General features: G+C 67.8%; 25 protein-coding genes and 1 tRNA gene. 15 read left to right on the plus strand and 11 right to left on the minus strand.

Annotated features, from left to right (window positions below; genetic code table 11):
• Positions 1–33 precede the first annotated feature (33 nt).
• The 4 genes from GV007_RS06505 to GV007_RS06520 are packed head-to-tail and all read right to left on the minus strand — an operon-like array spanning position 34 to position 4,286.
• Positions 34–987: an AAA family ATPase gene (locus GV007_RS06505; RefSeq protein ID WP_104240388.1), complete on the minus strand. Its 954-nt coding sequence runs from the start codon at positions 985–987 to the stop codon at positions 34–36.
• A complete protein-coding gene (locus tag GV007_RS06510) occupies positions 977–2,275 on the minus strand; it encodes a DUF4350 domain-containing protein (RefSeq protein ID WP_160071472.1) in 1,299 nt (432 codons plus the stop codon). Before GV007_RS06510 ends, GV007_RS06505 begins: the two co-directional genes overlap by 11 nt.
• Positions 2,272–2,949 carry a DUF4129 domain-containing protein gene (locus GV007_RS06515; RefSeq protein ID WP_160071473.1) on the minus strand — a complete coding sequence of 226 codons (678 nt, stop codon included), beginning with the start codon at positions 2,947–2,949 and terminating at the stop codon, positions 2,272–2,274. Before GV007_RS06515 ends, GV007_RS06510 begins: the two co-directional genes overlap by 4 nt.
• Positions 2,949–4,286 (minus strand): glycerophosphoryl diester phosphodiesterase membrane domain-containing protein, encoded by a 1,338-nt coding sequence (locus tag GV007_RS06520; RefSeq protein ID WP_160071474.1) that lies wholly within the window; start codon positions 4,284–4,286, stop codon positions 2,949–2,951. The genes GV007_RS06515 and GV007_RS06520 overlap by 1 nt, the downstream gene beginning before the upstream one ends.
• A gap of 118 nt (positions 4,287–4,404) precedes the next feature.
• Here GV007_RS06520 and mtrA point away from each other — a divergent pair, with 118 nt between their 5' ends.
• From mtrA to secA, 6 genes are all read left to right on the plus strand, one after another.
• The gene (gene mtrA, locus GV007_RS06525; protein WP_104240392.1) at positions 4,405–5,094 is read left to right on the plus strand and encodes an MtrAB system response regulator MtrA; all 690 of its coding nucleotides are present in this window, start codon (positions 4,405–4,407) and stop codon (positions 5,092–5,094) included.
• A 1-nt stretch (position 5,095) separates the two neighbouring features.
• Positions 5,096–7,219 carry an MtrAB system histidine kinase MtrB gene (gene mtrB / locus GV007_RS06530; protein ID WP_236558361.1) on the plus strand — a complete coding sequence of 708 codons (2,124 nt, stop codon included), beginning with the start codon at positions 5,096–5,098 and terminating at the stop codon, positions 7,217–7,219.
• Complete coding sequence (locus tag GV007_RS06535) at positions 7,216–8,934, plus strand: LpqB family beta-propeller domain-containing protein (protein WP_160071475.1); 1,719 nt, start codon at positions 7,216–7,218, stop codon at positions 8,932–8,934. The genes mtrB and GV007_RS06535 overlap by 4 nt, the downstream gene beginning before the upstream one ends.
• A gap of 77 nt (positions 8,935–9,011) precedes the next feature.
• On the plus strand, positions 9,012–9,800 hold the full coding sequence (locus tag GV007_RS06540) for a ComF family protein (RefSeq protein WP_160071476.1): 789 nt from the start codon (positions 9,012–9,014) through the stop codon (positions 9,798–9,800).
• 111 nt (positions 9,801–9,911) lie between these two features.
• The gene (gene hpf / locus GV007_RS06545) at positions 9,912–10,580 is read left to right on the plus strand and encodes a ribosome hibernation-promoting factor, HPF/YfiA family (RefSeq protein WP_160071477.1); all 669 of its coding nucleotides are present in this window, start codon (positions 9,912–9,914) and stop codon (positions 10,578–10,580) included.
• A gap of 142 nt (positions 10,581–10,722) precedes the next feature.
• On the plus strand, positions 10,723–13,677 hold the full coding sequence (gene secA / locus GV007_RS06550) for a preprotein translocase subunit SecA (RefSeq protein WP_160071478.1): 2,955 nt from the start codon (positions 10,723–10,725) through the stop codon (positions 13,675–13,677).
• A gap of 88 nt (positions 13,678–13,765) precedes the next feature.
• On the opposite strand, the gene GV007_RS06555 is transcribed toward secA, so the two are convergent.
• On the minus strand, positions 13,766–14,233 hold the full coding sequence (locus GV007_RS06555) for an Rv3235 family protein (RefSeq protein WP_160071479.1): 468 nt from the start codon (positions 14,231–14,233) through the stop codon (positions 13,766–13,768).
• Positions 14,234–14,371: 138 nt separating this feature from the next.
• Between GV007_RS06555 and GV007_RS06560 the strand changes: the two genes are divergently transcribed.
• On the plus strand, positions 14,372–14,968 hold the full coding sequence (locus GV007_RS06560) for a hypothetical protein (RefSeq protein WP_160071480.1): 597 nt from the start codon (positions 14,372–14,374) through the stop codon (positions 14,966–14,968).
• A gap of 72 nt (positions 14,969–15,040) precedes the next feature.
• Here the strand turns inward: GV007_RS06560 and GV007_RS19390 are convergent, their stop codons facing one another.
• Positions 15,041–15,373 (minus strand): helix-turn-helix domain-containing protein, encoded by a 333-nt coding sequence (locus GV007_RS19390; protein WP_160071481.1) that lies wholly within the window; start codon positions 15,371–15,373, stop codon positions 15,041–15,043.
• 125 nt (positions 15,374–15,498) lie between these two features.
• On the opposite strand from GV007_RS19390, the gene GV007_RS06570 reads away from it, so the two are divergent.
• From GV007_RS06570 to GV007_RS06580, 3 genes are read left to right on the plus strand one after another with little or no spacing between them, the layout of a single operon-like run.
• Positions 15,499–16,125 (plus strand): hypothetical protein, encoded by a 627-nt coding sequence (locus GV007_RS06570; protein WP_160071482.1) that lies wholly within the window; start codon positions 15,499–15,501, stop codon positions 16,123–16,125.
• A gap of 1 nt (position 16,126) precedes the next feature.
• On the plus strand, positions 16,127–17,644 hold the full coding sequence (locus GV007_RS06575) for a MinD/ParA family ATP-binding protein (RefSeq protein ID WP_160071483.1): 1,518 nt from the start codon (positions 16,127–16,129) through the stop codon (positions 17,642–17,644).
• A 9-nt stretch (positions 17,645–17,653) separates the two neighbouring features.
• On the plus strand, positions 17,654–19,156 hold the full coding sequence (locus GV007_RS06580) for a sensor histidine kinase (RefSeq protein ID WP_104240402.1): 1,503 nt from the start codon (positions 17,654–17,656) through the stop codon (positions 19,154–19,156).
• Positions 19,157–19,204: 48 nt separating this feature from the next.
• On the opposite strand, the gene GV007_RS06585 is transcribed toward GV007_RS06580, so the two are convergent.
• Positions 19,205–19,453, minus strand: a complete 249-nt coding sequence (locus tag GV007_RS06585) for a WhiB family transcriptional regulator (protein WP_068476994.1) — start codon at positions 19,451–19,453, stop codon at positions 19,205–19,207.
• A 179-nt stretch (positions 19,454–19,632) separates the two neighbouring features.
• On the opposite strand from GV007_RS06585, the gene GV007_RS06590 reads away from it, so the two are divergent.
• Positions 19,633–20,049, plus strand: a complete 417-nt coding sequence (locus tag GV007_RS06590; RefSeq protein WP_160071484.1) for a hypothetical protein — start codon at positions 19,633–19,635, stop codon at positions 20,047–20,049.
• Positions 20,050–20,081: 32 nt separating this feature from the next.
• On the opposite strand, the gene bcp is transcribed toward GV007_RS06590, so the two are convergent.
• Complete coding sequence (gene bcp, locus GV007_RS06595; RefSeq protein ID WP_160071485.1) at positions 20,082–20,561, minus strand: thioredoxin-dependent thiol peroxidase; 480 nt, start codon at positions 20,559–20,561, stop codon at positions 20,082–20,084.
• Positions 20,562–20,650: 89 nt separating this feature from the next.
• On the opposite strand from bcp, the gene GV007_RS06600 reads away from it, so the two are divergent.
• Positions 20,651–20,723, plus strand: a tRNA-Lys gene (locus tag GV007_RS06600).
• A gap of 210 nt (positions 20,724–20,933) precedes the next feature.
• Positions 20,934–22,241 (plus strand): D-arabinono-1,4-lactone oxidase, encoded by a 1,308-nt coding sequence (locus GV007_RS06605; protein ID WP_160071486.1) that lies wholly within the window; start codon positions 20,934–20,936, stop codon positions 22,239–22,241.
• Positions 22,242–22,277: 36 nt separating this feature from the next.
• Here the strand turns inward: GV007_RS06605 and GV007_RS06610 are convergent, their stop codons facing one another.
• On the minus strand, positions 22,278–23,531 hold the full coding sequence (locus GV007_RS06610; protein WP_228503262.1) for an MFS transporter: 1,254 nt from the start codon (positions 23,529–23,531) through the stop codon (positions 22,278–22,280).
• 144 nt (positions 23,532–23,675) lie between these two features.
• Here GV007_RS06610 and GV007_RS06615 point away from each other — a divergent pair, with 144 nt between their 5' ends.
• Positions 23,676–24,464: a DsbA family protein gene (locus tag GV007_RS06615; protein WP_160071488.1), complete on the plus strand. Its 789-nt coding sequence runs from the start codon at positions 23,676–23,678 to the stop codon at positions 24,462–24,464.
• 12 nt (positions 24,465–24,476) lie between these two features.
• Positions 24,477–25,124 (plus strand): vitamin K epoxide reductase family protein, encoded by a 648-nt coding sequence (locus GV007_RS06620; protein WP_160071489.1) that lies wholly within the window; start codon positions 24,477–24,479, stop codon positions 25,122–25,124.
• Positions 25,125–25,225: 101 nt separating this feature from the next.
• Here GV007_RS06620 and GV007_RS06625 read toward each other — a convergent pair whose 3' ends face one another.
• Together GV007_RS06625 and GV007_RS06630 are read right to left on the minus strand one after the other, a co-directional pair.
• A complete protein-coding gene (locus GV007_RS06625) occupies positions 25,226–25,735 on the minus strand; it encodes a hypothetical protein (protein ID WP_160071490.1) in 510 nt (169 codons plus the stop codon).
• Between the two features lie 253 nt (positions 25,736–25,988).
• Positions 25,989–26,180 carry a hypothetical protein gene (locus GV007_RS06630; RefSeq protein ID WP_104240410.1) on the minus strand — a complete coding sequence of 64 codons (192 nt, stop codon included), beginning with the start codon at positions 26,178–26,180 and terminating at the stop codon, positions 25,989–25,991.
• Positions 26,181–26,318 lie beyond the last annotated feature (138 nt).

Consider the following 26,318-nt stretch of genomic DNA (forward strand, 5'->3'; position numbering starts at 1 on the left):
CGACTTCAACGGTGACTCCGCGACCTGCATCGGTCAGATCGGAACCTGCACCTGCGCGAGCACGGAGCGGAGGATCGCATCGGCGCCGACACCTTCCAGCTCGGCTTCCGGCCGCAGCTGGAGGCGGTGGCGGAGAACGGGAAGCGCCATCGCCTGCACGTGATCCGGAGTCACCGCCTGGTAGCCGCTCAGGTAGGCGAACGCCTTGCTCGCCGACATGAGGGCCGTCGCCCCGCGGGGAGAGACGCCCATTCGCACGGACGGAGACTGCCTGGTCGCGCGGGCGATGTCGACGATGTACGCCAGGACATCCGCTCGCACCTCGACGGCCGCAGCTTCGGCCTGCGCTCGGCGCAGCTCCTCGGCAGAGAGCGCACTCCGCACCCCGGCAGCCCGCAGGTCACGCGGCGAGAAGCCGGCGGCATGCCTCCGCAGCACCTCGAATTCCGCATCCCGAGACGGCAGCTCGAGGACGAGCTTCAGCAGGAAGCGGTCGAGCTGCGCCTCTGGCAGCGTGTACGTGCCCTCGTACTCGATGGGGTTCATCGTCGCTGCCACGAGGAAGGGAGCGGGGAGGGCGCGGGTCACGCCATCGGCGGAAACCTGCCGCTCCTCCATTGCCTCGAGCAGCGCCGACTGCGTCTTCGGCGGCGTGCGGTTGATCTCGTCGGCGAGAAGGATGTTCGTGAAGACGGGGCCCTCGCGGAACTCGAACTCGCCAGCTGCGGAGTCGTAGACGAGCGACCCGGTGATGTCGCCTGGCATGAGGTCCGGCGTGAACTGGACCCGCTTCGTGTCGAGCGACAGGGTCTCGCTCAAGGTCCGCACGAGGAGCGTCTTGCCCACGCCGGGAACACCCTCGAGCAGCGCATGCCCTCCGGCGAGCAGGGCCACGAGAAGGCCATCGACGGCGCGCTCCTGTCCGACGACGGCCTTGGCGACCTCGCCGCGGACTCGCTGCAGTGCTTCACGGACATCAGTGCTCATAGGTGCCTCCGTTGTTCTCGGCGGTGCTGCTTGGATCAGTGGTCGTGGGGTGGGCCGAGCGAGGTCCGGCGCTGCTCGGATCGATGGCCGCTGCGACTTCGCGCTCGAGGGTCAGCAGCGCCTGGCTCAGGTCGAGGAGTTCGGCCTCGCTGCCCGGAACGGCGTCGAGCAGCGTCCACGCGACCGCGGCTCGGTTCGCTCCGAGGACCGATGCGCTCGACGTGATGATCTCCTGCACGTGGCTCGCGCGCGCCAGGCCGAGCGATCTCGCGAGACGAGTCGTCGTGCCGATGCGGAGATTGTCGAGGGCGCGGAGCCGGGCACGCTGCTGCGCGTAGAGCCGGCCGCGGCCCTGCATCGTCTCGGAAGCCTCGACGATGACCGGCAGACGCTCCTCGACGAGGGGCCCGAAGCGGCGTCCGCGCCACACCATGACCCCGAGGAGTGAGGCGAGTGCGATGAGGATGGTCGGTGTGAGCCACGGCGGGACGTAGCTGCTGAGCGACGGCTGCGCTCCGAAGACCGCCTCGGCGTCAGTGACGCCCGGCACGTACCAGACCAGCGACTGCGTCTCTCCGAGGACCGCCAGGCCCATGGCCGCGTTCGCGGCGCTGAGCACCTCGCCGTTGCTGAGGTTGTCGGTCGCGCCCAGTGCGGCAAGCTCCGTTCCGGAGGCGAGCTCCGTCTCGACATAGGCGAAGCGCCCGGACTCGGCGTAGCAGGCGCTGCCTCCGGAGGCATCGTCGCTCAGCTGATACAGCCGCGCGCCCCGCTGGGAGATGTCAGGGGCGAGATCGCCGAGCGGCGAGGTGCACTCCGCACCGGCTGCGACCGTGTCTCCATCTTCGCCGTCGGCACCGACGCCGCCCACGACGATCGCTCCGTCGAACGCCTCAAGGAGGCTTCGGCTCGGAGCGAGCAGCAGCACACGCTCCGCGTCGAGCTCAGCGACCTGAGCGGCGAGGTCATCGACGGCCAGGCCGTCACGGTCGTGGATGACCAGCGTCGTGTCGCCCTCAGCGTCCTGCAGCTGCGACCGAGCCTCGTCGAGGCTCGTCGCGGCGCTCGTCGAAACACCCTGGTTGCCGAGCACGGTGAAGACGGCCTTCGCTCCGTTGGGCCGTGCGGAGTCCACACCGAGATACGGCGAGTTCGCGTTTGCCATCCCCCCGGCGAGAAGCGCGCTGGTCACGGCGATGACGACCGCGCCTGCGGCGATGAGCAGCCACGGGCGCGCGCGTCTGAGCCGCTCCGAAACGGTCGGCGTCGCGGCCTGCGTGATGCTCACGAGCCGCGCCGAGAGAACGAGGCCAGCTTGACCGGTGCCGCCGAGTCGAGTGCGAGGTCGAGACTGCGCAGCTGGTGCCAGTCGGCCTCGGAGGCTCCGAGCCCCAGGTACCGGGCAGCATCGAAGGACTTCGCGGCGACATGCAGCGCGGGAGCGTGACCGGGGAACGAGACGCCCGTCGCTTCGGCGACCGCCGTCGCCGTCATTCCCGGGCTGAGAGAGATCACCGTGCGGTCATGCACGGCTCGAGCGAGCGCCCGGAACTGCTCAACGACGGCGGTCTCGAAGTCCCCCCGCGATGCCGCCGCGGCAGCGGAACCGCGCAGGTCGCGAGCAGATCGCTCATCGCCGTCGAAGAGATCTGAGGGCATTCCTGTCCGTCGCCTCGCCCGTTGAGCGAGGATAGGTCGGCCGATGAGCAGCGCGAGGACACCGAGGATGACAAGTGCACCCAGGATGAGCGCGATGGGAGAGAAGCCCCCCGGCACCCCCTCGATGGGCTGGAGCAGGTCGTTCACCCAGTTCCAGAAGTCGTCGATCCAGAGATCGAGCCAGGTGGGGGAGGCCTGCGTGTACTCGGCCTTCGCGAGCTCACCCTGCAGGAGATCGCGCGCCGGATCCTCGTCGATCTCGAGCGGCGGCTCCACCGAGCCGACCCACGGGCCGAGCCGCATCAGCGCACGTACCCCGGAGCCCCCGTCGGGGAGACCGGCCGCTGCACCTGCACGTCGAAGTCAGCATCGGCGATGTCGGCCCCGGCCGCGGACTGCTCTGCATATCGCTGCAGGGTGACGCCGAGCGCCTCCTTGCGCATCCGAAGGTCGAAGTACAGGATCGTCGCATTCCCGCTCGTGAGCACCAGGACGATCGCCCCGAGGAGCACCTGCAGCGCGGAGGTGATGAGCAGGATCACGGCGAACGCGACGATCGTGCCAGCATCCGGTGCGGACGCCTCGCCACTTCCGAGGGGCATGATGATGACCTGACCCAGGCTGACGGCCAGCTGCGCGACCGTCGAGACGGCGCCGGTGGCGACGTTCAGGATCACCTGGATGACGAAGACGACCCCGAGCACACGCCAGAAGTTGCCATGGGAGAGGTTCCAGCTGCGGCGGATGGCGGCGATAGGGCCGAGACCCTCGAGGACGATGGCGCTCGGGGCGAACATGATCTTGATGCCGAGCCACACCATGAGCACGACCGTCGCCCCGCCGAGGAGCAGCGTGAAGATGACGCCGAGCCCGATCGAGCCGGCGATCGTCGCCTCATCTCCGCCTGACCCCGAGAGGACGGCGAACATGATGAGCGGGATGAGGAGCCAGCCGACAGCGATGAGCACCACCGCGCCGACTCCGGCGAGCAGCGCGTACCCGATCAGTCGCCAGATGCCGCGCCACCCCGCGCGCCAGGCCTCCTTGAAGCCGAGCTTCTCTCCGATCGCGCCACGAGCGACGACCCGCACGAGGATTCCCTGCAGGAGCGCTGAGCCGACACCCGCGACGGCGAGGCCGAGGACCGCGGCGAGCGATGTCAGCGTGATGGAGGAGACCAGCATCGGCGTGATGTCCTCTTGGCTCCCCCCGTATGGGATGCGCGTGAACATGAGCATTCCGACGACGACGGGAAGCAGGCTCGCGAAGAGCGTCGTCGCTCCCATGACGATGACGGCGCTGCCGAGCGTGGTCTTGGGTGAGGTGCGGAACAGGCGGAACGTGGCGGCGAGCGCGTCGCCGAAGGCGAGCGGACGGAGAGGGAAGAGGCCGGGTGTCGGCGCCGGCATCCACTGCCCGCCCGGCTGGCCCTGTTCCTGCGGCGGGCCGTACTGCCAGCTCGCCGGGCCGGGTGCGCCGTACTGATCAGGTTGCTGCCCCTGCCATTGCTGCTGCCCCTGCCCCTGCCCCTGACCTTGCCAGTGATCGGCCTGCGGGAAGGCGCTCGGCGTCTGCGCTCCGGGCTGCGGCGGATACGCGTGGTTGGGCTCGGGTGCGTGCTCGTATGGGCCATGCGTCACGGGTCCATCGTGGCACACCGCGCGCCGCGCACTCTGGGTTGAGCCTCTGAGGGGACTATGCCCGCTACGCTGAGGGAAGCGCCCGGTCTCGGGCAGGTTCTGGAACAGGGAGGGTTCTGTGGGCGAACGCATCCTCGTGGTCGATGACGACCTCGCGCTGTCGGAGATGATCGGCATCGTTCTCAGGGCCGAAGGCTACGAACCCGAGTTCTGCGGCGACGGCGCGGCTGCCCTCGGCGAGTTCCGTCGGGTCAAGCCGGAACTGGTCCTGCTCGATGTCATGCTTCCCGGCCTGGACGGCATCCAGATCTGCCACCTGCTGCGCGCGGAATCCGGCACGCCCATCATCATGCTGACCGCGAAGTCGGACACGACCGACGTGGTCCGCGGCCTCGAAGCCGGTGCTGATGACTACATCGTCAAGCCCTTCAACCCCAAGGAGCTCGTCGCTCGCATCAAGACCCGGCTGCGCGCGAGCCAGCCAGAGGTGCAGAGCATCATTCGCGTCGGCGATCTCACGTTGAACGTCAACGCGCACGAGGTCCTGCGTGGCGAGGAGCAGATCAACCTGACTCCGCTCGAGTTCGATCTGCTGCTCACGCTCGCTGCGAAGCCGCAGAAGGTCTTCACGCGCGAGGAGCTGCTCGAGCAGGTCTGGGGCTACCAGTACAAGGCCGACACGCGTCTCGTCAACGTGCACGTGCAGCGGCTGCGCGCGAAGGTCGAGCACGACCCGGACCACCCGAAGATCGTGGCGACGGTTCGCGGCGTGGGGTACCGCGCTGGGAACACGACCGCGTTCTCCTGACGTGAGCGCAGTAGCCAGGCGCACGACCTCCTCCTCTTCTTCTCGGACTTCCGACGTCGACACGGAGGGCATCCGTGTCCCGTACCGGTGGCGTTCCGCGCACGGGGTGTGGCGGAACCTCGTCTTCCTCTGGCGGACGTCGCTTCCCTTCCGGACGATCGCGCTCTCGGTCGCGCTGACGACGGCGACGGTGCTCTCGGTCGGATTCGTCATGTCCAACTCCATCGCGAGCGACCTCTTCAACTCGAGGCTCAGGCCCCTCGTCTCCGAGACCGAGCGGGCGGTGACCGCGGCTCAGACGGTCTTCGCGTCCGGCGAGGAGACCGACAGTGCGGCCCTCGAGACCCTGCAGACGCTTGCGGTGGATGCGGCGCAGGACTCGGCGGCCAACAGTTACGGCGTCATCTTCATGCAGGGCGCGTCGGACGGCGAGGAGCAGTCCAACGAGCTGCGGGCGCTGGCAAAGGGTCCCGTCTCGGCCGAACTGGTCTCGCCGGAGTTGAAGCAGGCGGTGAGGGCGGGCGCGGAGACCGCGGCGACCGGAACGACCTCGGCGTCACCGCAGACCTACTATCAGTCGATCGCACTCGTCGACGAGTTCGGCAACGAGGTGCCCGGCATCGTCATCGGCTCGACCGTCACCGTGCAGAGCCTCGGTCAGTACGAGATGTACTTCGTGTACTCGATGGAGGAGACGCAGCAGACGCTCGACTTCGTGCAGCGCACTCTCGTGGTCGCCATGATCGTCCTGGTGCTTCTGGTCGCCGTCATCACGGGATTCGTCATGCGCGCTGTGATCCAGCCGATCCGCGAGGCCGCGAAGACGAGCAGGCGCCTCGCGGCGGGGCATCTGGAGCAGCGCGTGCCGGAGTCAGGAGAGGACGACATCGCGACGCTCGCGAGATCGTTCAACGAGATGGCGGACAGCCTGCAGGACCAGATCGAGCGCCTCGCGAACCTGTCGCAGGTGCAACAGCGCTTCGTCTCGGATGTCTCACATGAGCTGCGCACGCCCCTCACGACCATCCGTCTCGCCGGTGGGATGCTCTTCGACCGTCGCGACGACTTCGATACCGTCACGGCGCGGTCGGTCGAGCTCCTCCACGACCAGATCGAGCGGTTCGAGATCCTGCTCGCCGACCTCCTGGAGATCTCCAGGTACGACGCCGGAGCGGTCGAGATCCTGCGGGAGTCCAACAGCCTCGCGACCGTTGCCGACGATGTCATCGGTGCCATGACGCCGGTCGCGCTCGATCACGGCACACGCCTCGTGCTCAAAGCCCCCGGCGGCTATGGGGAGTCCGAGTTCGATGCTCGCCGCATCAACCGCGTCGTCAGGAACCTCCTCGGCAACGCCATCGAGCACGGGGAGGCGAAGCCGATCGTCGTGTCCGTCGACTCCAACGAGTCTGCCGTCGCGCTCTCCGTGCGCGACTACGGCATCGGCATGACCGAGGCCGAGCGCACCAGGGTCTTCGACCGCTTCTGGCGCGCCGACCCGTCGCGCAAGCGCACGATGGGTGGGTCCGGTCTCGGTCTCGCGATCTCGCTCGAGGACGTTCGCCTGCACGAGGGGCGCTTGGAGGTCTGGTCGGAATCGGGCAAGGGGACGAACTTCCGGCTCACGCTGCCGCGATTCGTCGGCGGCAAGATCATGGGCTCACCGCTCCCGCTCGAGCCGGGCGACGCAGGAGCTGCCACCATCATGATCGACGAGGAGGACGTGTCCTCCGAGGCGTTCACCGACGAAGACGTCGACACGCAGCCGATCGAGCTGCCCGACCTCGTCGGCATGCGCTCCTCCAACGCCGAACCGATTGTCTCCTCGGCGCCGACGAACTCGATGGATGTCATCGAGGTGACGTCCCTCGACGAACCGGCGCAGAGCCCCGCACCCTGGGACGATGCGGAAGCGGTTGTGGTGACCAGCTCGGCTCCCGAGTCCGTGCCGTCGCTTCCCAGCATCCGCGACCACCATGACGGTGGTCGCGACGGCGACGGCGACGGCGACAAGCACCGCATGGACGACGAGGGCAACGAGCCCGAAATGCACGACGAGGACACACAGGACGAGAACCCGCCCGCCGGGGAATCGGCAGAGCAGGGGCAGGAGGAACGGACATGAGACGAGCTGCGAATGGACGGCGCGCGACGCGGGGAGCCGCGGCCGGAATCCTGGTTATCGCGATGCTCGTGCTCGTCGGATGTGCCCGCATCCCGACCTCCGGCCAGGTCCTCGCCGGCGAGTCCGAGCAGCAGGAGAGCGACCAGTCGTACAGCTTCTTCCCCGACCCGCCGCGAGACGGCATGAGTCGCGAGGAGGTCATCGAGGGGTTCCTCGATGCAGGAACCGGAACGCAGAACGACTACGAGGTCGCTCGGGAGTATCTCGCAGAGTCGTTCCGGCAGGAGTGGGACCCGAACGCCCGCATCATCGTCACCGCCTCCGTGCCCGACGTGGTCGACGCGGGCTCCGAGCGGGTCGAGGCGAGCTACAAGTCCTCGGCCAGCGTCGATGCTGAAGGCATCTACAGCGAGCTCAAGAGCGGAACGACCGAGCGTCTCGACTTCACCCTCGCCCAGAACGCAGACGGCGAGTGGCGGATCACGGAGGCCCCGCCCGGCATCGTGCTGCTGAACCAGAACTTCCGCAGCCTCTTCAAGAGCTACACCCTCTACTTCTACGACGACACGCTCTCCCGGCTCGTGCCGGACGTCCGGTGGTTCGACGCGCAGCAGACCGCGATGACGCGCATCGCGCGCGCCCTCGTCAACGGGCCAGCGCCCTGGCTCGCCGAGGGCAACGTCGTCAGCGCCATCCCCTCCGACGTGACGCTGCTCGGCGCCGTGACCGTCGAGGGAGACGTCGCCGACGTCGACTTCTCGTCGGTCCTCTCCTCGGCCTCCCCGGAACGATATTCGCGGATGCTCCTGCAGCTCACCGAGAGCTTCGCCGACTTCGAATCGATCACGAGCGTCACCATGTCCATCACGGGTGTCCCGATCGATCAGGATCTCCCACCAGAGGACGCCGTCGTCGTGAACCGGCAGGTGACCAGCACGCCCCTCGTCTACAAGGGCGGCGAGCTCGGATTCCTGAGCGGTGTCAACGTGACGGCGTCGCCCGAGACGGCGGCCCTGCAGGGGGCGCTCGCCTCCCTCGCCCCGCAGAAGGGTGCCTACTCGAGCGCCGGCGATGTCGCGTCGTTCGTGACGCCCAACGGTGTCTTCACGACGCCTATCGCCGTCCCCGATCCGCTGCTCGTCGATGCCAGGCCTGGCCCGCTCGCGATGAGCCTCGACAGCTGGGGCTACACCTGGACGGGCAGCACGGACGGCTCAGGGCTGCGCGCCACGGATGTCGACGACCGTCAGCACAGCTGGCTGGAGCCCGCGGAGAACGTGGGCGCGACCGGGTACCGGGCGATCGCCGTCTCCCGAGACGGCGCCAGGCTCGCGGTGCTCGAGAACAGCTCCGTCGGCGTCAGGGTCGCGGTCATGGCGATCGAACGCGAGCCGAGCACCAATCGGCCGATCGGGCTCGGCAACCCGCTCATCCTGGAGCCGGGCGGCACGTCGCCGATCGACCTCGCCTGGGTCGATGAGACCTCGCTCGCGGTGCTCGCGACGGGGAGCGAGGGCACGGCCGAGGTCCGCACGCAGACCGTCGGCGGCACGGTCAGCGTCAACGGCGCCGTGCTCGATGGGCAGCAGATCACGGGAAGCAATACGCCTGCCGGCCTTCGAGTGCTCGACAAGGACCGCCACATCTACGTGCCGAAGGGCAACAGGTGGCAGCAGTCGGAGGCCGTCGTGGACTTCATCCTGACCCAGGTGTGATCGGCGGCCGATTCCGGTTCTCCACAGCGCCGAGAGAGAGGCACCGTCTCGCCCTCGTGCGTCGTCATTCTTGAACGATGCCCCTGCCCTCCGGATTCGCCGCGCAGCTCCACGATCGGGTGGCGGTACTACGTGCAGCAGCGCTCGACGCACTGGCGGTTCTCCTCCCCGTCACCTGCGCCGCTTGCGGCGGACTCGGTCGCGCGCTCTGCCGGAGCTGCGCCGAGCAGCTTGCACGGCTCGCAGCGGTGCGGGCATGTGCGGTGCGGGTCATCGCCGCTGATGGAAGCAGAGTCCCCGTCGTCGCTGCCTGCGACTACGAGGGGCCCGTGAAAGCGCTCCTCGCCTCGCTCAAGGAGCGGGGGAGAGCGGACGCGGCACGCCCTCTCAGTCTGCTCCTGCGGTCGGCGGTCTCGGCGTTCGCCGACTCGGCCAGAGGCAGTCGGCAGGCAGCGGTTCGCTCAGGACTGGACTCCGCCGCCTGGGTGCCGGTGCTCATCCCGTCGTCAGCGAGATCGATCCGCGCTCGCGGCTACGTGCACCTCGCTCTGCTCTGGGAACAGGCGCTGCCCGGAACGAGGAGTGCGCGGGCGCTCCGACTCGTCAGGAGCGTGCAGGATCAGGCCGGGCTCACGGCATCGGCTCGGGCTGACAACCTGTGGTGCGCCTTCGCCGCCGAACCGGGGCTGGCAGGTGCGCGGGTGGTGCTCATCGACGACGTCGTCACGAGCGGCGCGACGATGCGCGAAGCGGTCCGTGCCTTGGAAATGGTCGGCGCGGTCGTGGTCGGAGGCGTCGTCGTCGCCGAGACCGTGCGCAGATCTGCGCGCGGAGCACGCCCGGAAGTCGACACGCGCGGAGGGTAGGGCATGTCTGCGAAATCGCAGACAACAGCGGGTGAATTGGGGTCTACGATTGCGGCACAGCATCACGAGGCAGTGACACCTCGGCCTCGTGCAGAACGACAGGAGAGTGACATGGAAATCACGATCACCGGTCGCAACACCGAGATCCCGGACCGCTTCCGCGAGTACGCCACCGAGAAGGCGCTTGCGAAGGTCTCGCTTCTCGATGGCAAGACGCAGGCAGCGGAAATCAAGCTGACCAAGCGAACCGACAGGGCTGGAAACCTGCTCGACAAGGGCAAAGTCGAGATCACGCTCTTCGGACCCGGCCCGGTCGTCCGCGCCGAGGCCGAGGCCGGTGACAAGTACGCGGCCTTCGATCTGGCGCTGGACAAGCTCGTCGAGCGACTGCGCCGCAACAAGGACCGCAAGAAGATCCACCGCGGCCAGCACACGCCACTCCGTCTCCAGGAGGCGGCCGCCGACAACTTCGCGCAGATCGACGTCACTCCCGCCAACACGGACACGATCCGTCTCGTCGAATCCGGCGCCACGGCGTCAGAGATCGAGGCTGAGGAGGAGAACCTCGAGGAGCTCTACTCGCCCGTGGTGATCCGTGAGAAGACCTTCGCCCCCAAGCGCCTCAGCAAGGACGAAGCGGTCGACCACATGGAGCTCCTGGGGCACGACTTCTTCCTCTTCATCGAGAGCGAGTCCCTCCGCCCGAGCGTCGTCTACCGACGCCGCGGCTGGGACTACGGAGTCATCGCGCTCGACGAGAACGCGGTTCCCGTCTCCTAGTTCTGCTCTCACCCACCTCGCCCCGGTCGATGCATCCAGCATCGGACGGGGCGAGGTGCGTAGAATCAACCGATGTGCACAGCACGGGCTGTGCTTCGCCGCGCGCTCTCGCGCCACTTGCGTCAACCAGTAGGAGCAGACCTTGGCCTCAGTTCTCGAGAAGATCCTCCGCATGGGCGAAGGGCGCACCCTTCGCAAGCTGGAGAGCGTAGCCAAGCAGGTCGGTCGCCTCGAGGACGCTTTCAAGGAGTACAGCGACGACGAGCTCCGTGACATCACGGTCTCGTTCCGTGAGCGTCATGAGGCCGGGGAGTCGCTCGACGCCCTCCTCCCAGAGGCCTTCGGCGCGGTCCGCGAGGCCGCAGGACGAGTGCTGGGCCTCCGGCACTACGACGTGCAGCTCATGGGTGGGGCGGCGCTCCACCTCGGCAACATCGCCGAGATGAAGACCGGTGAGGGCAAGACCCTCGTCGCGACCCTGCCCGCCTACCTCAATGCCATCGCTGGCAAGGGTGTGCACGTCGTCACGGTCAACGACTTCCTCGCGACCTACCAGTCCGACCTCATGGGCCGCGTCTTCCGCGCCCTCGGCATGACGACCGGATGCATCGTTGCTGGGCAGTCCCCGGCCGAGCGCCGTGAGCAGTACGCCGCCGATGTCACCTACGGCACGAACAACGAGTTCGGCTTCGACTACCTGCGCGACAACATGGCCTGGCGATCCGAGGACATGGTGCAGCGCGAGCACTTCTTCGCGATCGTGGACGAGGTCGACTCCATCCTGATCGACGAGGCCCGAACGCCCCTCATCATCTCCGGGCCAGCCCAGGGGGATGCGAACCGGTGGTACTCGGAGTTCGCCTCGATCGTGCGCAAGCTCAAGGACGGCCGCGACTACGAGGTCGACGAGAAGAAGCGAACCATCGGCGTGCTCGAGCCGGGTATCGACCGAGTGGAGGACGCCCTCGGGATCGACAACCTCTACGAGTCGGCCAACACCCCGCTCATCTCCTTCCTGAACAACGCCATCAAGGCGAAGGCGCTCTTCAAGCGCGACAAGGAATACGTCGTGCAGAACGGCGAAGTCAATATCGTCGACGAGCACACCGGCCGCATCCTGAAGGGTCGACGCTACAACGAGGGTCTCCACCAGGCCATCGAGGCGAAGGAAGGGGTGCAGATCAAGGCCGAGAACCAGACGATGGCGACGGTCACGCTGCAGAACTACTTCCTCATGTACGACAAGCTCGCAGGCATGACCGGTACGGCCGAGACCGAGGCTGCCGAGTTCATGAGCACCTACAAGCTCGGCGTCGTGCCCATCCGCACGAACCGCCCCATGCAGCGCAAGGACAACCCCGACCTCGTCTACAAGAACGAGAAGGTCAAGTTCGACCAGGTCGTCGAGGACATCGTCGAGCGCCACGAGACCGGCCAGCCGGTCCTGGTCGGCACGACGAGTGTCGAGAAGAGCGAGTACCTGTCGAAGCTCCTCGCGAAGCGCGGCATCAAGCACGAAGTGCTCAACGCGAAGAACCACGCACGCGAGGCGGCGATCGTCGCCCAGGCTGGGCGTCGGGGCGCCGTCACGGTCGCGACCAACATGGCCGGCCGCGGTACCGACATCATGCTCGGCGGAAACGCCGAGTTCCTTGCCGTCGCTGAGATGACGGCGCTCGGTCTCGACCCTCAGGAGAACGCAGACGAGTACGACGAGAAGTGGCTCGAGGTCTTCGGCTCCATGAAGGAGCAGGTGAAGAGCGAAGCCGACGAGGTGGCTGAAGCAGGGGGCCTCTACGTGCTCGGCACCGAGCGCCACGAGTCCCGCCGAATCGACAACCAGCTCCGCGGTCGCTCCGGACGTCAGGGTGACCCCGGCGAGAGCCGCTTCTACCTGTCGATGACCGACGACCTCATGCGTCTCTTCAACACGGGAGCGACGCGCGCGATCATGGCCGGCGACGGAACACCCGACGACCTCGCCCTCGAGTCCCGCATCGTGTCGAGGGCCATCCGGTCCGCGCAGTCCCAGGTCGAATCTCGCAACGCCGAGATCCGCAAGAACGTGCTCAAGTACGACAACGTGCTCAACGAGCAGCGCACCGCGATCTACAGTGATCGCCGCCGCATCCTCGAGGGCGACGACATCGCTGACAAGGTGCAGAACTTCCTCACCGATGCCATCGACGACATCATCCAGGAGCACACGGGCGACGGCACGGGCGACGACTGGGAGTTCGACGCCCTGTGGACTGACCTCAAGCAGCTCTACCCGGTTGGCATCACCGAGGACGAGCTCTTCGAGGAAGCCGGTGGGCGCAGCAAGCTGACGAGGAAGATGCTCGAGGACGAGGTGCTCTCCGATGCGCGTCTCGCGTACGAGCGTCGTGAGGAGTCGATCGGCGAGGAAGCGACCCGCGAGCTCGAGCGACGCGTCGTGCTGAGTGTCATCGACCGCAAGTGGCGCGACCACCTGTACGAGATGGACAACCTGAAGGACGGCATCGGCCTGCGCGCCATGGCTCAGCGCGACCCGCTCGTGGAGTACACGCGTGAGGGCTTCGCGATGTTCCAGCAGATGCTCGGCAGCATCCGCGAGGAATCCGTCGGATTCCTCTACAACCTCGAGGTCACCGTCAAGAAGGACGAGACCCCGTCTGCGAGCGAGACCCCTGACGTGCAGATCGTCGCGAAGGGGCTGGACGAGAAGGCCCAGACCGCGTTGAGCTACTCAGCCGCGACCGACCAGGGTGAGGTCGAGGTGCGCAACGAGCGTGGCCAGCTCAACCAGCGGGCGACGGCGGACGCGAAGCGTCGTGAGCGCGATCTCGGCACCTCCTCGGCGCTCGACCAGGCTCGCGAGGAAGCCGGCGAGGAGCCCGCGGCACCCGTCGCGAAGGCCCCGCAGGGCACGCGGCCCCGCCAGCCTGTCTCTCGCTCGGGGAACCCCGCCAAGCGTCAGGCCGCGGAGCAGGGCGATCAGGCGGAGGCTGAGTCCTCAGGGCCGGCCGCAGGCAGCTCGTTCGGCAAGGGCGCTACGTCCAAACCAGGTGGGCAGCCGGCAGGCAACCGGGCTCAGCGGCGCAGAAAGAAGTAACGACGGCTGCTCGGAGCCGAGCACCGTGACCAGCGGGCGCCCCACACTGTGGGGCGCCCGCTGCGTCGTTCGAGGCGGGCGTCCGCGATCAGAGCACGTGGATCGCGGACGCCCGCCAGCGACGATCGAGACCTTCCAATCGCACGGTGACCGCGCGCACGCGCGCCCCGAAATCGAGGATGACAACCGCGTCGACGATGTTCTCGCTCGTGGTCTGCACCCGCAGGCTCAGCTCCACGAAGTGCGGGCGTCGCGTCGGTCGACGCCGCGCCTGCCGCGCTCTGTTCGCGTGCTGCGTGCGGATGAGGAGATGTCGGAAGACGTCGTCGGTGACCCACCGCGAGAGCTGCTCGATGTCGCGGACGCCCGCGATGACCTCGACGACGCTCCTAGCGAGGTTCGAGATGAGCGGGCTCGGGTCGGGGAGGTCACTCGCGGCCGTGCGGGCGCGGACGAACAGCGGATCGGCATCGATGAGCACCCCCGCCCCGGACGTGGCGGATGGATGAGTTGCATCGACGGCGCGTAGCGCCCCGATGCTGCGCGCTGGCAACATGCGGCCCCCGAGTGTTCTGCGGCGATTCCCCCCGAACCGCCTGGCGTCATGGAACCACGCGTCGGGCTCAGCTCGCGAGGTTCGAACTGCCCTGTGGATAACTCTTGCCGCTGCGGCGCCTGCCCCTACGCTGGCCGCGTGCGCTGGGACGACATGTTCGACGACCTCGCAGGTCAGCTTCAGGGCGGGATCGACGACGAGGCCGCCAGGCGCGCCATCGACGACGAACGACTTCGGGTCGGGCGGCTCTCGCTGCGAGAACGGCTCGTCGCGCTCGCGGAGAGCGGTGACGACGCCGTCTCGCTGCAGATGTCCGACGGGTCGATCGTGGCAGTGCGCCCACGGGCCTTCGGCAGCGACTGGCTCTCGGCCGAGCTCGTCGCAGAATCGGGGCGGGTTCGCGTCTGCATCGTGCCGACTGCCGGTATCGCGTCGCTGGTGCTCACCGAGGCGCAGCTGCTCGCGAGCCTGCGCGAGTCCACGGGGAACAGGCCAGGCGATCTCTCCGGCAGGCTGGGGTTGGCATTCGCACTCCGAGACCTCGGTCGGCGCCGTGCGCAGTGCGAGTTCGTCGTGACCACCGGGACGATCGTCGGCACGATCGACCGCGTCGCCCGCGACCACGTCGACGTCGCCGTGCACGAGCGAGGGGTCGCGCGTCGGTCGAGGGATGTCGTCGCCTACCGGATCATCCCGCTCGACGATCTGCGTCTCGTGATCCTCGCCGGCGACTGAGCCGGCGTCTGTCCACGAATCGATGCCCCGCATGCCCGCGGAGCGCTCTCCGGCGTCGCTGGTCGGTGAGAGTTAGAGGAGTGGTCGAAGTCGCGGAGTGGCTTGGTCCTGAGGCTCGTCCGGGGCCAGCTGATGCTCGTCAGAGGTCACGAAGTCGCCGGAGTCGGCGAACTCGGCCTGCCGGAGTGCCGCGACACGGCGCTGGTAGTCGTACTGGTCGTCGATGTACTGCTCGAGCATGCTCCGCTCGACCCGCCATTCGCCGACTCCACCGATGCGGATCGCGGGCAGCTCCGCGCTCTGCACGAGTCCCACTGCGACATCCATCGTGACGTTGAGGATCTCGCAGACCTCGGCGAGGGTCAGGAAGCGGCCAATTGACTGGGGGTCAACGGATGCGTTCATGCCGTCGATTATCGCGCGCCCTCGCTTGCTCGTCCCGCGTTGTGGATAACTTCTGCGCCGTTTCCCACCTTGCGCCACGATGTCCGAGTCGCCACGCCTGGCGACCGACGGTGGGGGAGAGACGCATGACCGTGACCAAGGCTCGGAAACCGAGACGCTGGGTTGACCCGAGGGTCGTCATCGGCGTGCTTCTCGTCGCCGTGTCGGTGCTGGGGGTCGTGGGGGTGCTCGTCGTCGGCAACCGCACATCGATCGCCTACTCGGCCGCATCGCCGATCGCGCCGGGCGCGGTGCTGACGGTCGACGACCTCGTCCCGGTCGAGGTCGGTCTCGGGGCGAGCTCCGGGGCGTACCTCGACGCCGAGACCGTCCCGAAGGGCGAGTTCGTCGTGACGCAGGCAGTGCAGTCGGGCGAGCTCGTCCCAAGATCACTGATCGGAGTCGCAGACCCCAGCCGCACCTCGATCGTCGTGGAGATCGCGGGCGGCCTCCCGACGGAGCTGGCCGCGGGCGCTGCGGTGGAGCTCTGGTCGAGCCAGGAGAGCAGCCCGGGAACCTACGGTGCGCCAGTCCTCATCTCGGCGAGCGCGGTCGTCGCGAAGATCCTCCCCCGGGAAGGGGCGCTCTCGCGCAGCCAGGCTGATCGAGTCGAACTGCTCCTCCCGAAGAGCGAGATACCGACGCTGCTCGCTGTCATCAGCAACGACGCGCGCGTCGCGCTTGTCCCCGTGTATCTCGAGGCGGATCGCTGAGATGGCACGCATCCTGATGGCCATCGACTTCGAGATCGAGGCCCGCCTCCTGGAAGGCATCATCGCGGCCGGGCACGACATCGTCGACCGGGTCTCCGGCGGGCTCGCCGCCGCAACCGCAGTCGAGCGTCTTCGCCCCGAGATCGTCCTGCTGCAGGGCGCTCCGGAGACGCTGACGGCGCGGAGCCTTGCCGCCTGCACCCGGTTCGGGGCGCGTTTCATCGTCGTGGTGGCAAGCGACCTCGAGCGCCGCAACGCGGAGACGCTCTCTGCGAGGGAGATCGTGGAAGCCGCGGCGAGCTGGAGCGAGATCGAGATGGTGATCGGGTCCGCGCCAGACGCTGTCGGAGATGTCGCGACGGGACCGATCCCGCAGCAGTCTCCATCGTTCGCGAGGCCTCCTGCGGCCGCGTCTCGAACGGTGGATGCGGGGCCTGTTGGGGCGAGCCACGATTCGGAGAACGCTCCGGTGCTCGAGGGCAGCCGGTCCGCGACCAGGCGTGCAGGGCGAGCCCGTGCCCACGCGGCGACTGGGGCGACGAGAGCGCCGGGTGCCGCGGAGGCACCACGCCCGGTGCGAAGGCGCGACCAGGGAGGCAGAGGCGACCTGCTCGCCGTCTGGGGCTCGCACGGGGCGCCGGGAGCATCGACGGTCGCTGCCGCGGTCGCCGCCAGTGCGGCCGCAGCAGGTCGGAGGGTGCTCCTCATCGATGCCGACAGCTACGGGGGATCGCTCGCCGCCATGCTCGGCATCACCGACGAGGCCCCTGGCTTCGCAGCCGCGTGCCGACTCGCGGGGGCGGCCCGGCTGACGCTCGCCGAGCTCCAACGCATCGCAGCTCCCTATGCAGTCGGTCGAGACGAGCTGCTCGTGCTCACGGGCATCGCCAACCCCGCCAGATGGCCGGAGCTCAGCCGGGAGCGCGTCCTCACCGTGCTCGAGAGATGCCGGGAGATCGCCGACCTCGTCGTCGTCGACGTGGGATTCAGCCTCGAGAGCGACGACGAGATCGCGAGCGACGCCTTCTCCCCTCGTCGATCGGCGGCGACTCTCACCGCCCTCGGCGCCGCAGACCGGATCCTGGCCGTCGCAGACGGGCAGGCGGTCGGCCTGCAGCGGTTCCTGCGAGCGAGGGTGAACCTCATCGAGATCGTCGGGGAGACGCCCGTGGACGTGATCGTCAACCGAGTGCGGGGGGAGGCGGTCGGACTTGGCGCCGCGGGGCAGATCAAGCACGTGCTCTCGCGTTTCGCCGGTCTGCAGGCGAGCGCCCTCATCCCGCTCGACCAGTCGGCGTGCGACCGTGCGTTCCTGTCTGGCGAGCCCGTGACCTACGCGAGTCCCCGCTCCGGATTCGCGCGCGCGATCTCCAGCTACGTTGCAGACACACTGCTGGCGGAGGCGGAGACGGACGCCACGGCGGCTGCAGGCGTCCACCCCGGCAAGCGGACGGCAGGAAGTGCCCCATTTCGTCGATTCTGGCGCGGTCGTGGCGAACTGCAAGGTCAGAACTCCTAAGCTGACCGAGTGTCCAGTCTCTCCTCGCAACTCCAGCGCCGCGGAACCCTCAGTGAAGCTGAGCAGTCGTGGATACTCCAGCTGAGCGCCGACTGGCAGCTCCTCACCGACCTCTCGTGCGCCGACGTGGTTCTCTGGGTCCACACCAAGGACGACGACTTCGTGGCGGTCGCGCAGGGTCGCCCATCGAGCGCCCCGACGCTGTTCTACCGCGACCTCATCGGGCAGCCCGTCCGCGAGCAGTGGGCGGTTGCCGTTCGCCGCGCCTACGAAGAGGGCACCACCGTGCGCTCGACAGAGCCCGACTGGTTCGACGAGATCCCGACACAGCTTCTCGTCACGCCCGTCTTCTGCCGTCTCCCCGGCGAGGGCGTGAGCCAGCACCCCATCGCCGTCATCACACGGCACACCAACCTCGGCAGCACCCGTTCCATCACGCGGCAGGAAGAGACCTTCCGTGACTGCGCGGACGAGATCTTCGCCATGATCGAAGAAGGCGCCTTCCCCGACCCGGAAGCCCCGCAGATCTCGCGCCGGGGCGCGCCTCGGGCCTCAGACGGACTCATCCGGCTCGACCGCGATGGGGTTGTCACGTTCGCGAGCGCAAACGCGCTGAGCGCGATGAACAAGCTCGGCTTCGGCGGCGAGCTCGAAGGCGAGGTGCTCTCGGAAGTCGCTTCCGCCCTGGTCCACGACAAGAGCCGCGTCACGGTCGACGAGGCGCTTCCGCTCGTCGTCACCGGTCGTGCACCCTGGATGACCGACGTGGAGGCACGAGACATCACCGTCACCCTCCGTGCACTCCCGCTGCGGGCGCACGGAGAGCGCACGGGCGCGATCGTGCTCTGTCGCGACACCACCGACGTCAGGCACCAGCAGCAGGAGCTCATCACCAAGGACGCCACGATCCGCGAGATCCATCACCGGGTCAAGAACAACCTCCAGACGGTCGCGGCCCTCCTGCGCATCCAGGCCCGGCGGTCCCGCAGCGACGAAGCGAGGGAGTCGCTCACCCAGGCGATGCGGCGCGTCTCCTCCATCGCGGTCGTGCACGACACGCTCTCCGGAGGCTTCTCGCAGACCGTCGACTTCGACGAGGTGTTCCTCCGCGTGATGAAACTCATCACCGAAGTGTCCTCGACCTCCAACACGGTCGTCAGACCAGTCGTCAGCGGTCGCTTCGGCACGCTGCCGAGCGAGTACGCCACGCCCCTCGCCTTGGCGCTCACCGAGCTCGTCACGAACTCCGTCGAGCACGGCCTCGCCGGTCAGGAAGGCGAGGTGACGGTCACCGCCGAGCAGACGCCAGGAGGCCTCTCCGTCACGGTCGCCGACACCGGCTCCGGATTCGTCGCTGGGCGAATCGGGGCTGGTCTCGGAACGCAGATCGTGCGCACGCTCGTCGAGGGCGAACTCGGAGGCTCGATCGAATGGCACTCGGAACCAGGCGAGGGCACGCAGGTGAAGCTGCGCATCCCGAGCCGCTGGAAACGCGAAACGGGCGGCGCGTGAGCGCCGCCCGTCAGGCGATCCGCGGCCAGGCCACGGAATGTTCGGTTGCTAAGAAGCTCGTCGAGCCCTCGCTGCGCGGCGCTTGAGCGCGCGGCGCTCGTCCTCCGAGAGGCCTCCCCAGACGCCGGAATCCTGACCGGTGTCGAGTGCGTACTGGAGGCACACCTCGGTGACCTTGCACGAGGCGCAGACGGCCTTCGCAGCATCGATCTGGTCTACAGCTGGGCCGGTGTTCCCGACGGGGAAGAAAAGCTCGGGATCTGCGTCCAAGCAGGCGGCAGTGTCGCGCCAATCCATCAGTGGTGCTCCTTATCGAGTGCGCCTCGCGCACAAAAACGCTCCGCTGGGAGCGAAGTTCTGGAACCCGGGATGCGGTGACTGGCCTATAGACTTGGCCTCGATTTTGCATTCCTCCGGGTATCTCTACCTAGAGAAAGATTTTGCCACAGCGTGATTTTCCAGGCAAGGGGTAATTCGTGAGCACCGGCACGACCAAGCGACCGAAGACCGTCCTGCTGCTCGCCGGAGTCCTCGGGCTGGAGGCTGCGATCCTCGCCGCCGCGACGGTGTTCCTCGTCATCGAGACGGCTGCGCAGGAGGCCGAGTTCCTCGCGTCATCCCTTGCGCTCGCTGGTCTGTCGCTGCTTGGAGCAGTCCTGCTGGCGCTCGTCACCGTGTCAACGCTCCGCCTGCGCTCCTGGGTCCGCGGGGCCGCCATCACCTGGCAGATCATGCAGCTGGCAGTCGCCTGGGTGTTCCTCCAGGGCGATATCGCCGTCTGGGTCGGCTGGGCGCTGACCGCGGTCAGCATCGTCGGCATCGTCGCGGCCGTGCATCCGGCTACCGGCCGTGCACTGCACCGCGACGACGACGAGCTGCCCGAGTCTCGCTAGGCATCCAGTCGCTTCTCGAACTCGAGGAGCGGCTAGACCTCGAGCAGCTTGAGGATGCGGGCGACGTGGCCCGCCGCTCGAACGTTGTACAGCGCGTGCACGATGCGTCCCTCCTCGTCGATCACGAAGGTGGAGCGGATGGAGCCGACTGCGACGCGCCCGTACTTGTTGCGCTCGCCGTACGCGCCGTAGGCGGTCTGAACCGCGTGATCGGCGTCGCTCAGGAGCGTGAAGTCGAGGTGCTCCGCTTCGCGGAACTCAGCCAGCTTCTCCGGGTCGTCCGAGGAGATGCCGAGGATCGTGTAGCCGGCGGCGCGCAGGGGAGCGTCGCTCTCGCGGAAGTCGCAGGCCTCAGCCGTGCATCCGGGAGTGAACGCCTCCGGGTACGTGTAGAGGATGACCCGCTTGCCGCGGAAGTCGGCGAGGGAGACGGTGCTGCCGTCCTGGTCGGTGAGAGTGAAGTCCGGGGCGCTGGCGCCCGGCTCGAGGCGGGCCGGAGTTGATGTCGTCATGCCCTCAATCGTGGCATGTTGCGGGCGATTGGACTTCGAGTTCAAAACAGTGCTATGCTCTCTCGGTCGCCACGGAAACGGAACGACATGCACCTCTAGCTCAATTGGCAGAGCAATTGACTCTTAATCAATGGGTTCTCGGTTCAAGTCCGAGGGGGTGTACGAGATAGGCCCGGTAGCTCTCGCCAGCTACCGGGCCTTCTTGCATCTGTGTGCAGGGTCTGGCATCTGTCTGCAGGCCCTGGCACCGGTCCGCATCGCTCCTCGTCGACCACCCCTTCGCCAGTCTGCCGTTCTTGGAGGCTGGGTGCTGGCAGAATGGGCATGCACTGGCTTGGCGCGGAATGCGCCGACGACGAGGAGGCGGATTCCGTGACGAATGCACCCGGTGAACTTTGGGCGAACTGGCCGCGAACCGCACGGGCGAACCCCTCGAGCATCGTTGCTCCGCGGGTCGCCGCGGACGTGCAGCAGATCGTCGCGGACGCCTACGCGAGTGGCAGGCATGTTCGACCGGTCGGCGCGAGCCACACCTCGAACGCCCTCGCGGCAGCGCCTGATGTCCTGCTCGACGCGCGCGGGCTGCGCGGCCTGAACTGGATCGACCTCGACAGCCACGAGGCCGCATTCGGCGCGGGCACCACGATCGCCGAGGCGGGGGCACTCCTCGAGTCCTACGGCTGGCAACTCGAGAACATCCCGAACAACCCGGCCGTGACGCTCGGCGGCGCCGTCGCCACGGGCAGCCACGGCACGGGGGCGCGCTTCGCGAGCCTCTCATCCCAGCTCGTCTCGGCCACGCTCGTGTCGGGCACGGGCGAGCTGGTCACGGTCAGCGCCCACCAGGATCTCGAGCTGTGGCCGTCGGTCAAGCTCAGCCTCGGCGCGCTCGGCGTCTTCACGGAGCTCGTGTTCCGCATCGTCCCCGGCTACCGCATCCGCACCTCCGCCGAGGAGATGCGCATGAGCGCGCTCGTCGACGAGTTCGAGGTCCTCGCCTCTGGGGCCGACCACTTCTCCGCGAGCTGGCGGCCGCACACCGACGAGGTGTTCGTCACGCAGGGGTTCCGCGAGTCAGGTGAGATCGCGGACGAGCCGACGCCGTCGCGACGTTCGGCGTCGTTCGGTGCGCTTGGCGAAGTGCTCGCGATCGGACTCTCGAAGTCGCTGCCACTGCTGACTCCCGCCGTGAACAGGCTCGCGAACCGCGTGCATCCGGTGGGTGAGTCGACGCTCGGCCCAATGCGGGCGCTCGCGGAGCCCGCCCCGGTGCGGTTCGCTTCGCTCGAGTACTCGTTCCCCATCGCCGAGACGCCTGAGGTGCTTCGCGCGCTCGACGAGACCATCGAGCGCGCCCACCTGAACCTCCCATACGCCGTGCGCATCTCGACGACTGCCGCCGACGACGCGTGCCTGTCGAATGCCTACCGCCGGGCCGTCGGCAATATCGCCGTCCGAGTCCCGTCGACGCTCGACGCCCGACCAATCTTCAGTGCCGCCGAGGACCTGTTCCTCCGCCTTGGTGGTCTGCCGCACTGGGGGAGCTTCCACACGGTGCGGGCCGAGGAGTTCAAGCACGTCATCACGCGCTTCGGCGACTTCCACACCGCGCGGGAACGCCTCGACCCTGCAGGCGTGTTCGACAACGCCCACCTCACGAGGGTCCTCGGGGCGCACTAGCGGCCCACGCGGCCCTGCGGGGCGTGCTCAGGGCACTCAGAGCGGTTCGTCGGCTCGAGGGTCGTTCAACTGACGCCAGGGCCTGTCGCGCCACCTGAACGCTCCGGCCCGGTGCAGGATCCAGGCGGCGAGCAGGGCTCCCACGGCTCCGGATGCCCCGCCCACGAGCAGGGCTGCTCGCGGCCCGAACAGCTCGACGATCCAGCCCACCACGGGCGCGCCGATCGGAGTTCCGCCGAGGAAGATCGCCATGTACAGCGAGAGCACTCGTCCTCGCATGGATGGCTCGACGCTGCCCTGCACGAGCGCGTTCGCGGTCGTGATGGCGCTCAGCGAGGTGAAGCCGATCGGGATGAGCGCCAGCGCGAAGAGCCAGAAGGTCGGCGCGAGCGCCGCCGCGAGGCAGCTGAGCGCGAAGAACCCGCTTGAGGAGAGCAGCACACGGAACCGGGCGCGTTCCCGTTTCGCGGCGAGCAGCGCACCGCCGAGCGAGCCGATGGCCAGGATCGAGGAGAGCAGCCCGAAGCTGTCGGCGCCGCCCTGGAACTCCATGGTCGTCATCGTCGCGGTGTAGATAGGGAAGTTGAGGCCGAAGGTGCCGAGGAGGAACACCAGCACGAGCACGGCGACGATGTCGGGGCGGTTCGCGACGTAGCGGATGCCCTCCCGGATCTGGCCGCGGCCTCGCTTCGACGGGGGAGACGGCAGCAGCTCCGAGGTGCGCATGGCCAGGAGCGCGGCGATCGTGGCGACGTAGGTGAGCGCGTTGACGAGGATCACGGGGCCCGCGCCGATGAACACGGTGAGGACTCCGGCGACCGCTGGGCCGATCATCCTGGCACCATTGAACGAGGCTGAGTTGAGGGCTACGGCGTTCGAGAGCAGCTTGAGTCCGACGACCTCGGAGACGAAGGCTTGGCGCGCCGGGGCGTCAAGGGACGCCGCACAGCCGAGCAGCAGGGCGAAGACGTACACGTGCCAGAGCTCGGCGACCCCTGCCGTGACGATGGCGCCGAGCGCGAGCGCGAGCACGGCCATGACGGACTGCGTCCAGATGAGGACCTTCCGCTTCGACACGCGGTCGGCGATGACCCCCGCGTAGGGGGCGAGTAGCAGCTGGGGGCCGAACTGCAGGGCCATGACGACGCCGAGCGCGGTCGCGTCGTTGTCGGTGAGCTCGGTCAGCACGATCCACGCCTGGGCGGTGCGCTGCATCCACGTTCCGACGTTGGATGTCAGCGATCCGGCGAACCAGATGCGGTAGTTCCGTTCACGGAGCGAGCGGAACATCGAACTCACGGCAGCTGCTCCCTGGGGGTGGTCTTGGTCTCGGGGGTGCACAATGTAATGGTTGTGGCCGCAAGTATTTATGTGAAGGTCACAAAATGATCTCACGTACAATGACGCCGGTCGTCGAACCCGAGGAGAGCCGCAATGGCAGACAAGAACCGCGAACACATCCAGAAGCTTCGCGAGGAGGCCAACGCCATCCGCAAGCAGGAGGAAGCGCGCGCCAAGCGCACGCGCGTGCTGACGCAGGTCGGCATCATCGTCGGCGCCGTCGTCGTGCTGGGCGCAATCGTGCTGCTCGCCGTGTTCGGCTCGACCTGGTTCGGCAAGAAGATCGAGATCTCGGCTGAAGGAAACGTCGCCGTCGCACGCCTCGACGGCTCGACCGTCGAGCAGCCCATCGAGGTGGTCGACAACTCGGCGATCGTCGTCGGCGCTGCGGATGCTCCGGTCAAGATCGACTACTACTTCGACTACTCGTGCCCCCACTGCGTGGACTACCACGAGCAGACCGGGGCCGTGTACAACGACCTCGTCGCAGCTGGCGAGATCCAGGTCACCTACCACGCGATCAACATCGTCGCACCGTATGGCGCCGAGGCCGCAGCGGCCATCGCCTCGACCGTGGCCTACGAGCCCTCCGCCTTCTTCGCGGTGCACGACGGGCTCTTCGGAATCCCCGCACAGACGCAGACCAGCTGGGGCCCCGCGGACTACTCCTCGGCGCTCAGCCAGCTTGGCGTCACGAACCCGGAAGCGCTCGCAGCTGCGACGAACGGCGAGTTCTCGGGCTGGGCGGCCTCGAACACGACCGCCTCGCGTGAGGCTGGCGTCTCCGGCACCCCGAGCATCTTCGTGGACGGCGAGCTGCAGGAGACTCCTCCGGACGTCGAGACGCTGATGGCGCTTTCCGGCGCGAACGCCGGCGAGTAGCGGGCACGCGAGATGGCGAGCTCTCCCGAACTGGCAGAGGCCATCGAGGACGAGCAGGGCGGCGCATCCAAGCTGCCCTGGCTCGTCCGAACGCCCGGGAACGTGGCGTGGGCGCTCGTCGTCTTCGGCGGCGTGGGGCTGCTTGCGAGCTTCTTCCTGACCGTCGAGTACATCCACAAGCTGCAGGAACCGACTGAGGCGCTCATCTGCGACCTGAACGTCTTCGTCACGTGCGGACCTGCCATGCAGTCATCCGCCGGGGCGATCCTCGGCTTCCCGAACATCATCATCGGTCTCGTCACCTTCGCGGTCACGGTCGCGATCGGCGCGGGCATCCTCGCCGGCGCGAGCTACCGCCGCTGGTTCTGGGTCGCGTTCCAGGTCGGGCTCGTGGGTGCCGCAGCGCTCGTCAGCTACCTCCAGTGGTACAGCGCCTTCGAGCTCGCCCGCCTGTGCCTCTGGTGCATGATCATCTGGGCCGCGACGATTCCCCTCGTCTCGACCGGCACCATCTTCAATCTGGCGCACGGGCACCTCGGTGCTGGCGCCAAGCGCGTGGGGGAGAAGCTCGCCCCGTTCCTGCTGACGATCATCATCGTCTGGTATCTCGTGGTCGCCGCCGTGATCTTCACGGGGCTGCTGCCCTACCTCGCCTTCTAGGCGCGCAGCGCGCACGCAAGAACCCCGGTCCGAACTTCGGACCGGGGTTCTTTGCTGTGCGGCTCAGCTGGAGGGTCGGTGACGACTCAGCCGGTGAAGTCTCAGGCGATCTTCCGCTCTGCGGACATGGATGCCCGAGCGGCGATGTCGGCGGGGCGAGGGGTGACCGTCTCGACGAGGTCTTCGAGCGACTCCTCTGGCTTCAGAAACGTCTCGATGGCCCGCTGGCGTTCCTGCTCGCTCACGGGGGTCAGCCGGGCCGGAGCGGCATCGCCGGCTTCGAGCGCGGCAACCGTTCCGAGCGTGTTCTGGATGCGTCGGACGAGGTCGGCGACCATGATCTCGGAGAACATGGCGTCGTCGCCTGGCTCGCGGTCCGGGCGCCACTCGAGCCGGTAGCGGCCCTCTGCCCCGAACATGTCGTCGAGGAGGAGCGTGAGCTCCTCGCGTGCCTCATCGCTCATGATGGCGCTCGGCTCGAGCAGGCGCGGAGGCTCCAGCTCGCTGCCGGGACGCTCGAGCCCCGAGAAGTTCGGGTGCCCGCCGAGCGGCATGGCCGGACGTGCGGACGGCGCCGAGACTGCAGGGATCGGCGCAGGAATCGCGCTCATCGGCTGCTGGGGAAGAACGGGGGGAGTAGGGGCTCCCTGCTGGGGGGTGGACTGTGTCGAGTCTGTCGTCGACATGGCGTCACCCTCGGGGTGTCGCCGCTTGCGGAACCAACCGAACACGGAGTCCCCTTTCTGCACCGGGAATATGGGCTCTTCTTCCGGGTACAGGTCATCTGGGCCCGGAATGAGACGGCACTAGTCTCGCGGCCTTCGTGCGGCGAGTCGAGAGACACGCCGCACGCTGCCGGGATTGTTAGTCGAGCTCGAGCTTGCGCTGGTTGGCATCGTCCATGACGGCGCTGATAGCAAGGGCCGTCGAGATGCCCCAGGCGAGCCAGACGAGCACCGCGCGCCAGCGCTTGGTCTCCATCGAGGTCTGTCGGAAGACGCCGACGATGCCGAAGATCGAGGACAGGATCGCTCCGTTGGTGAGGAATTTGCGCATGGCTTCCGCTCCCTGCTTGTGCCGGGGGTCGCGTCGTTGTGATCGCGCCGACGTTCTGGTGGACGTGGTCAGGTTAGCGGTGCCGTCTGTCTGCTTCTTGGAGAGTGCCGTGAAGCGCCATGCCGCGTTTCCTGACCG

Origin of the sequence: Pseudoclavibacter sp. 8L, assembly GCF_902506465.1 — a bacterium.
Taxonomy (GTDB): domain Bacteria; phylum Actinomycetota; class Actinomycetes; order Actinomycetales; family Microbacteriaceae; genus Pseudoclavibacter.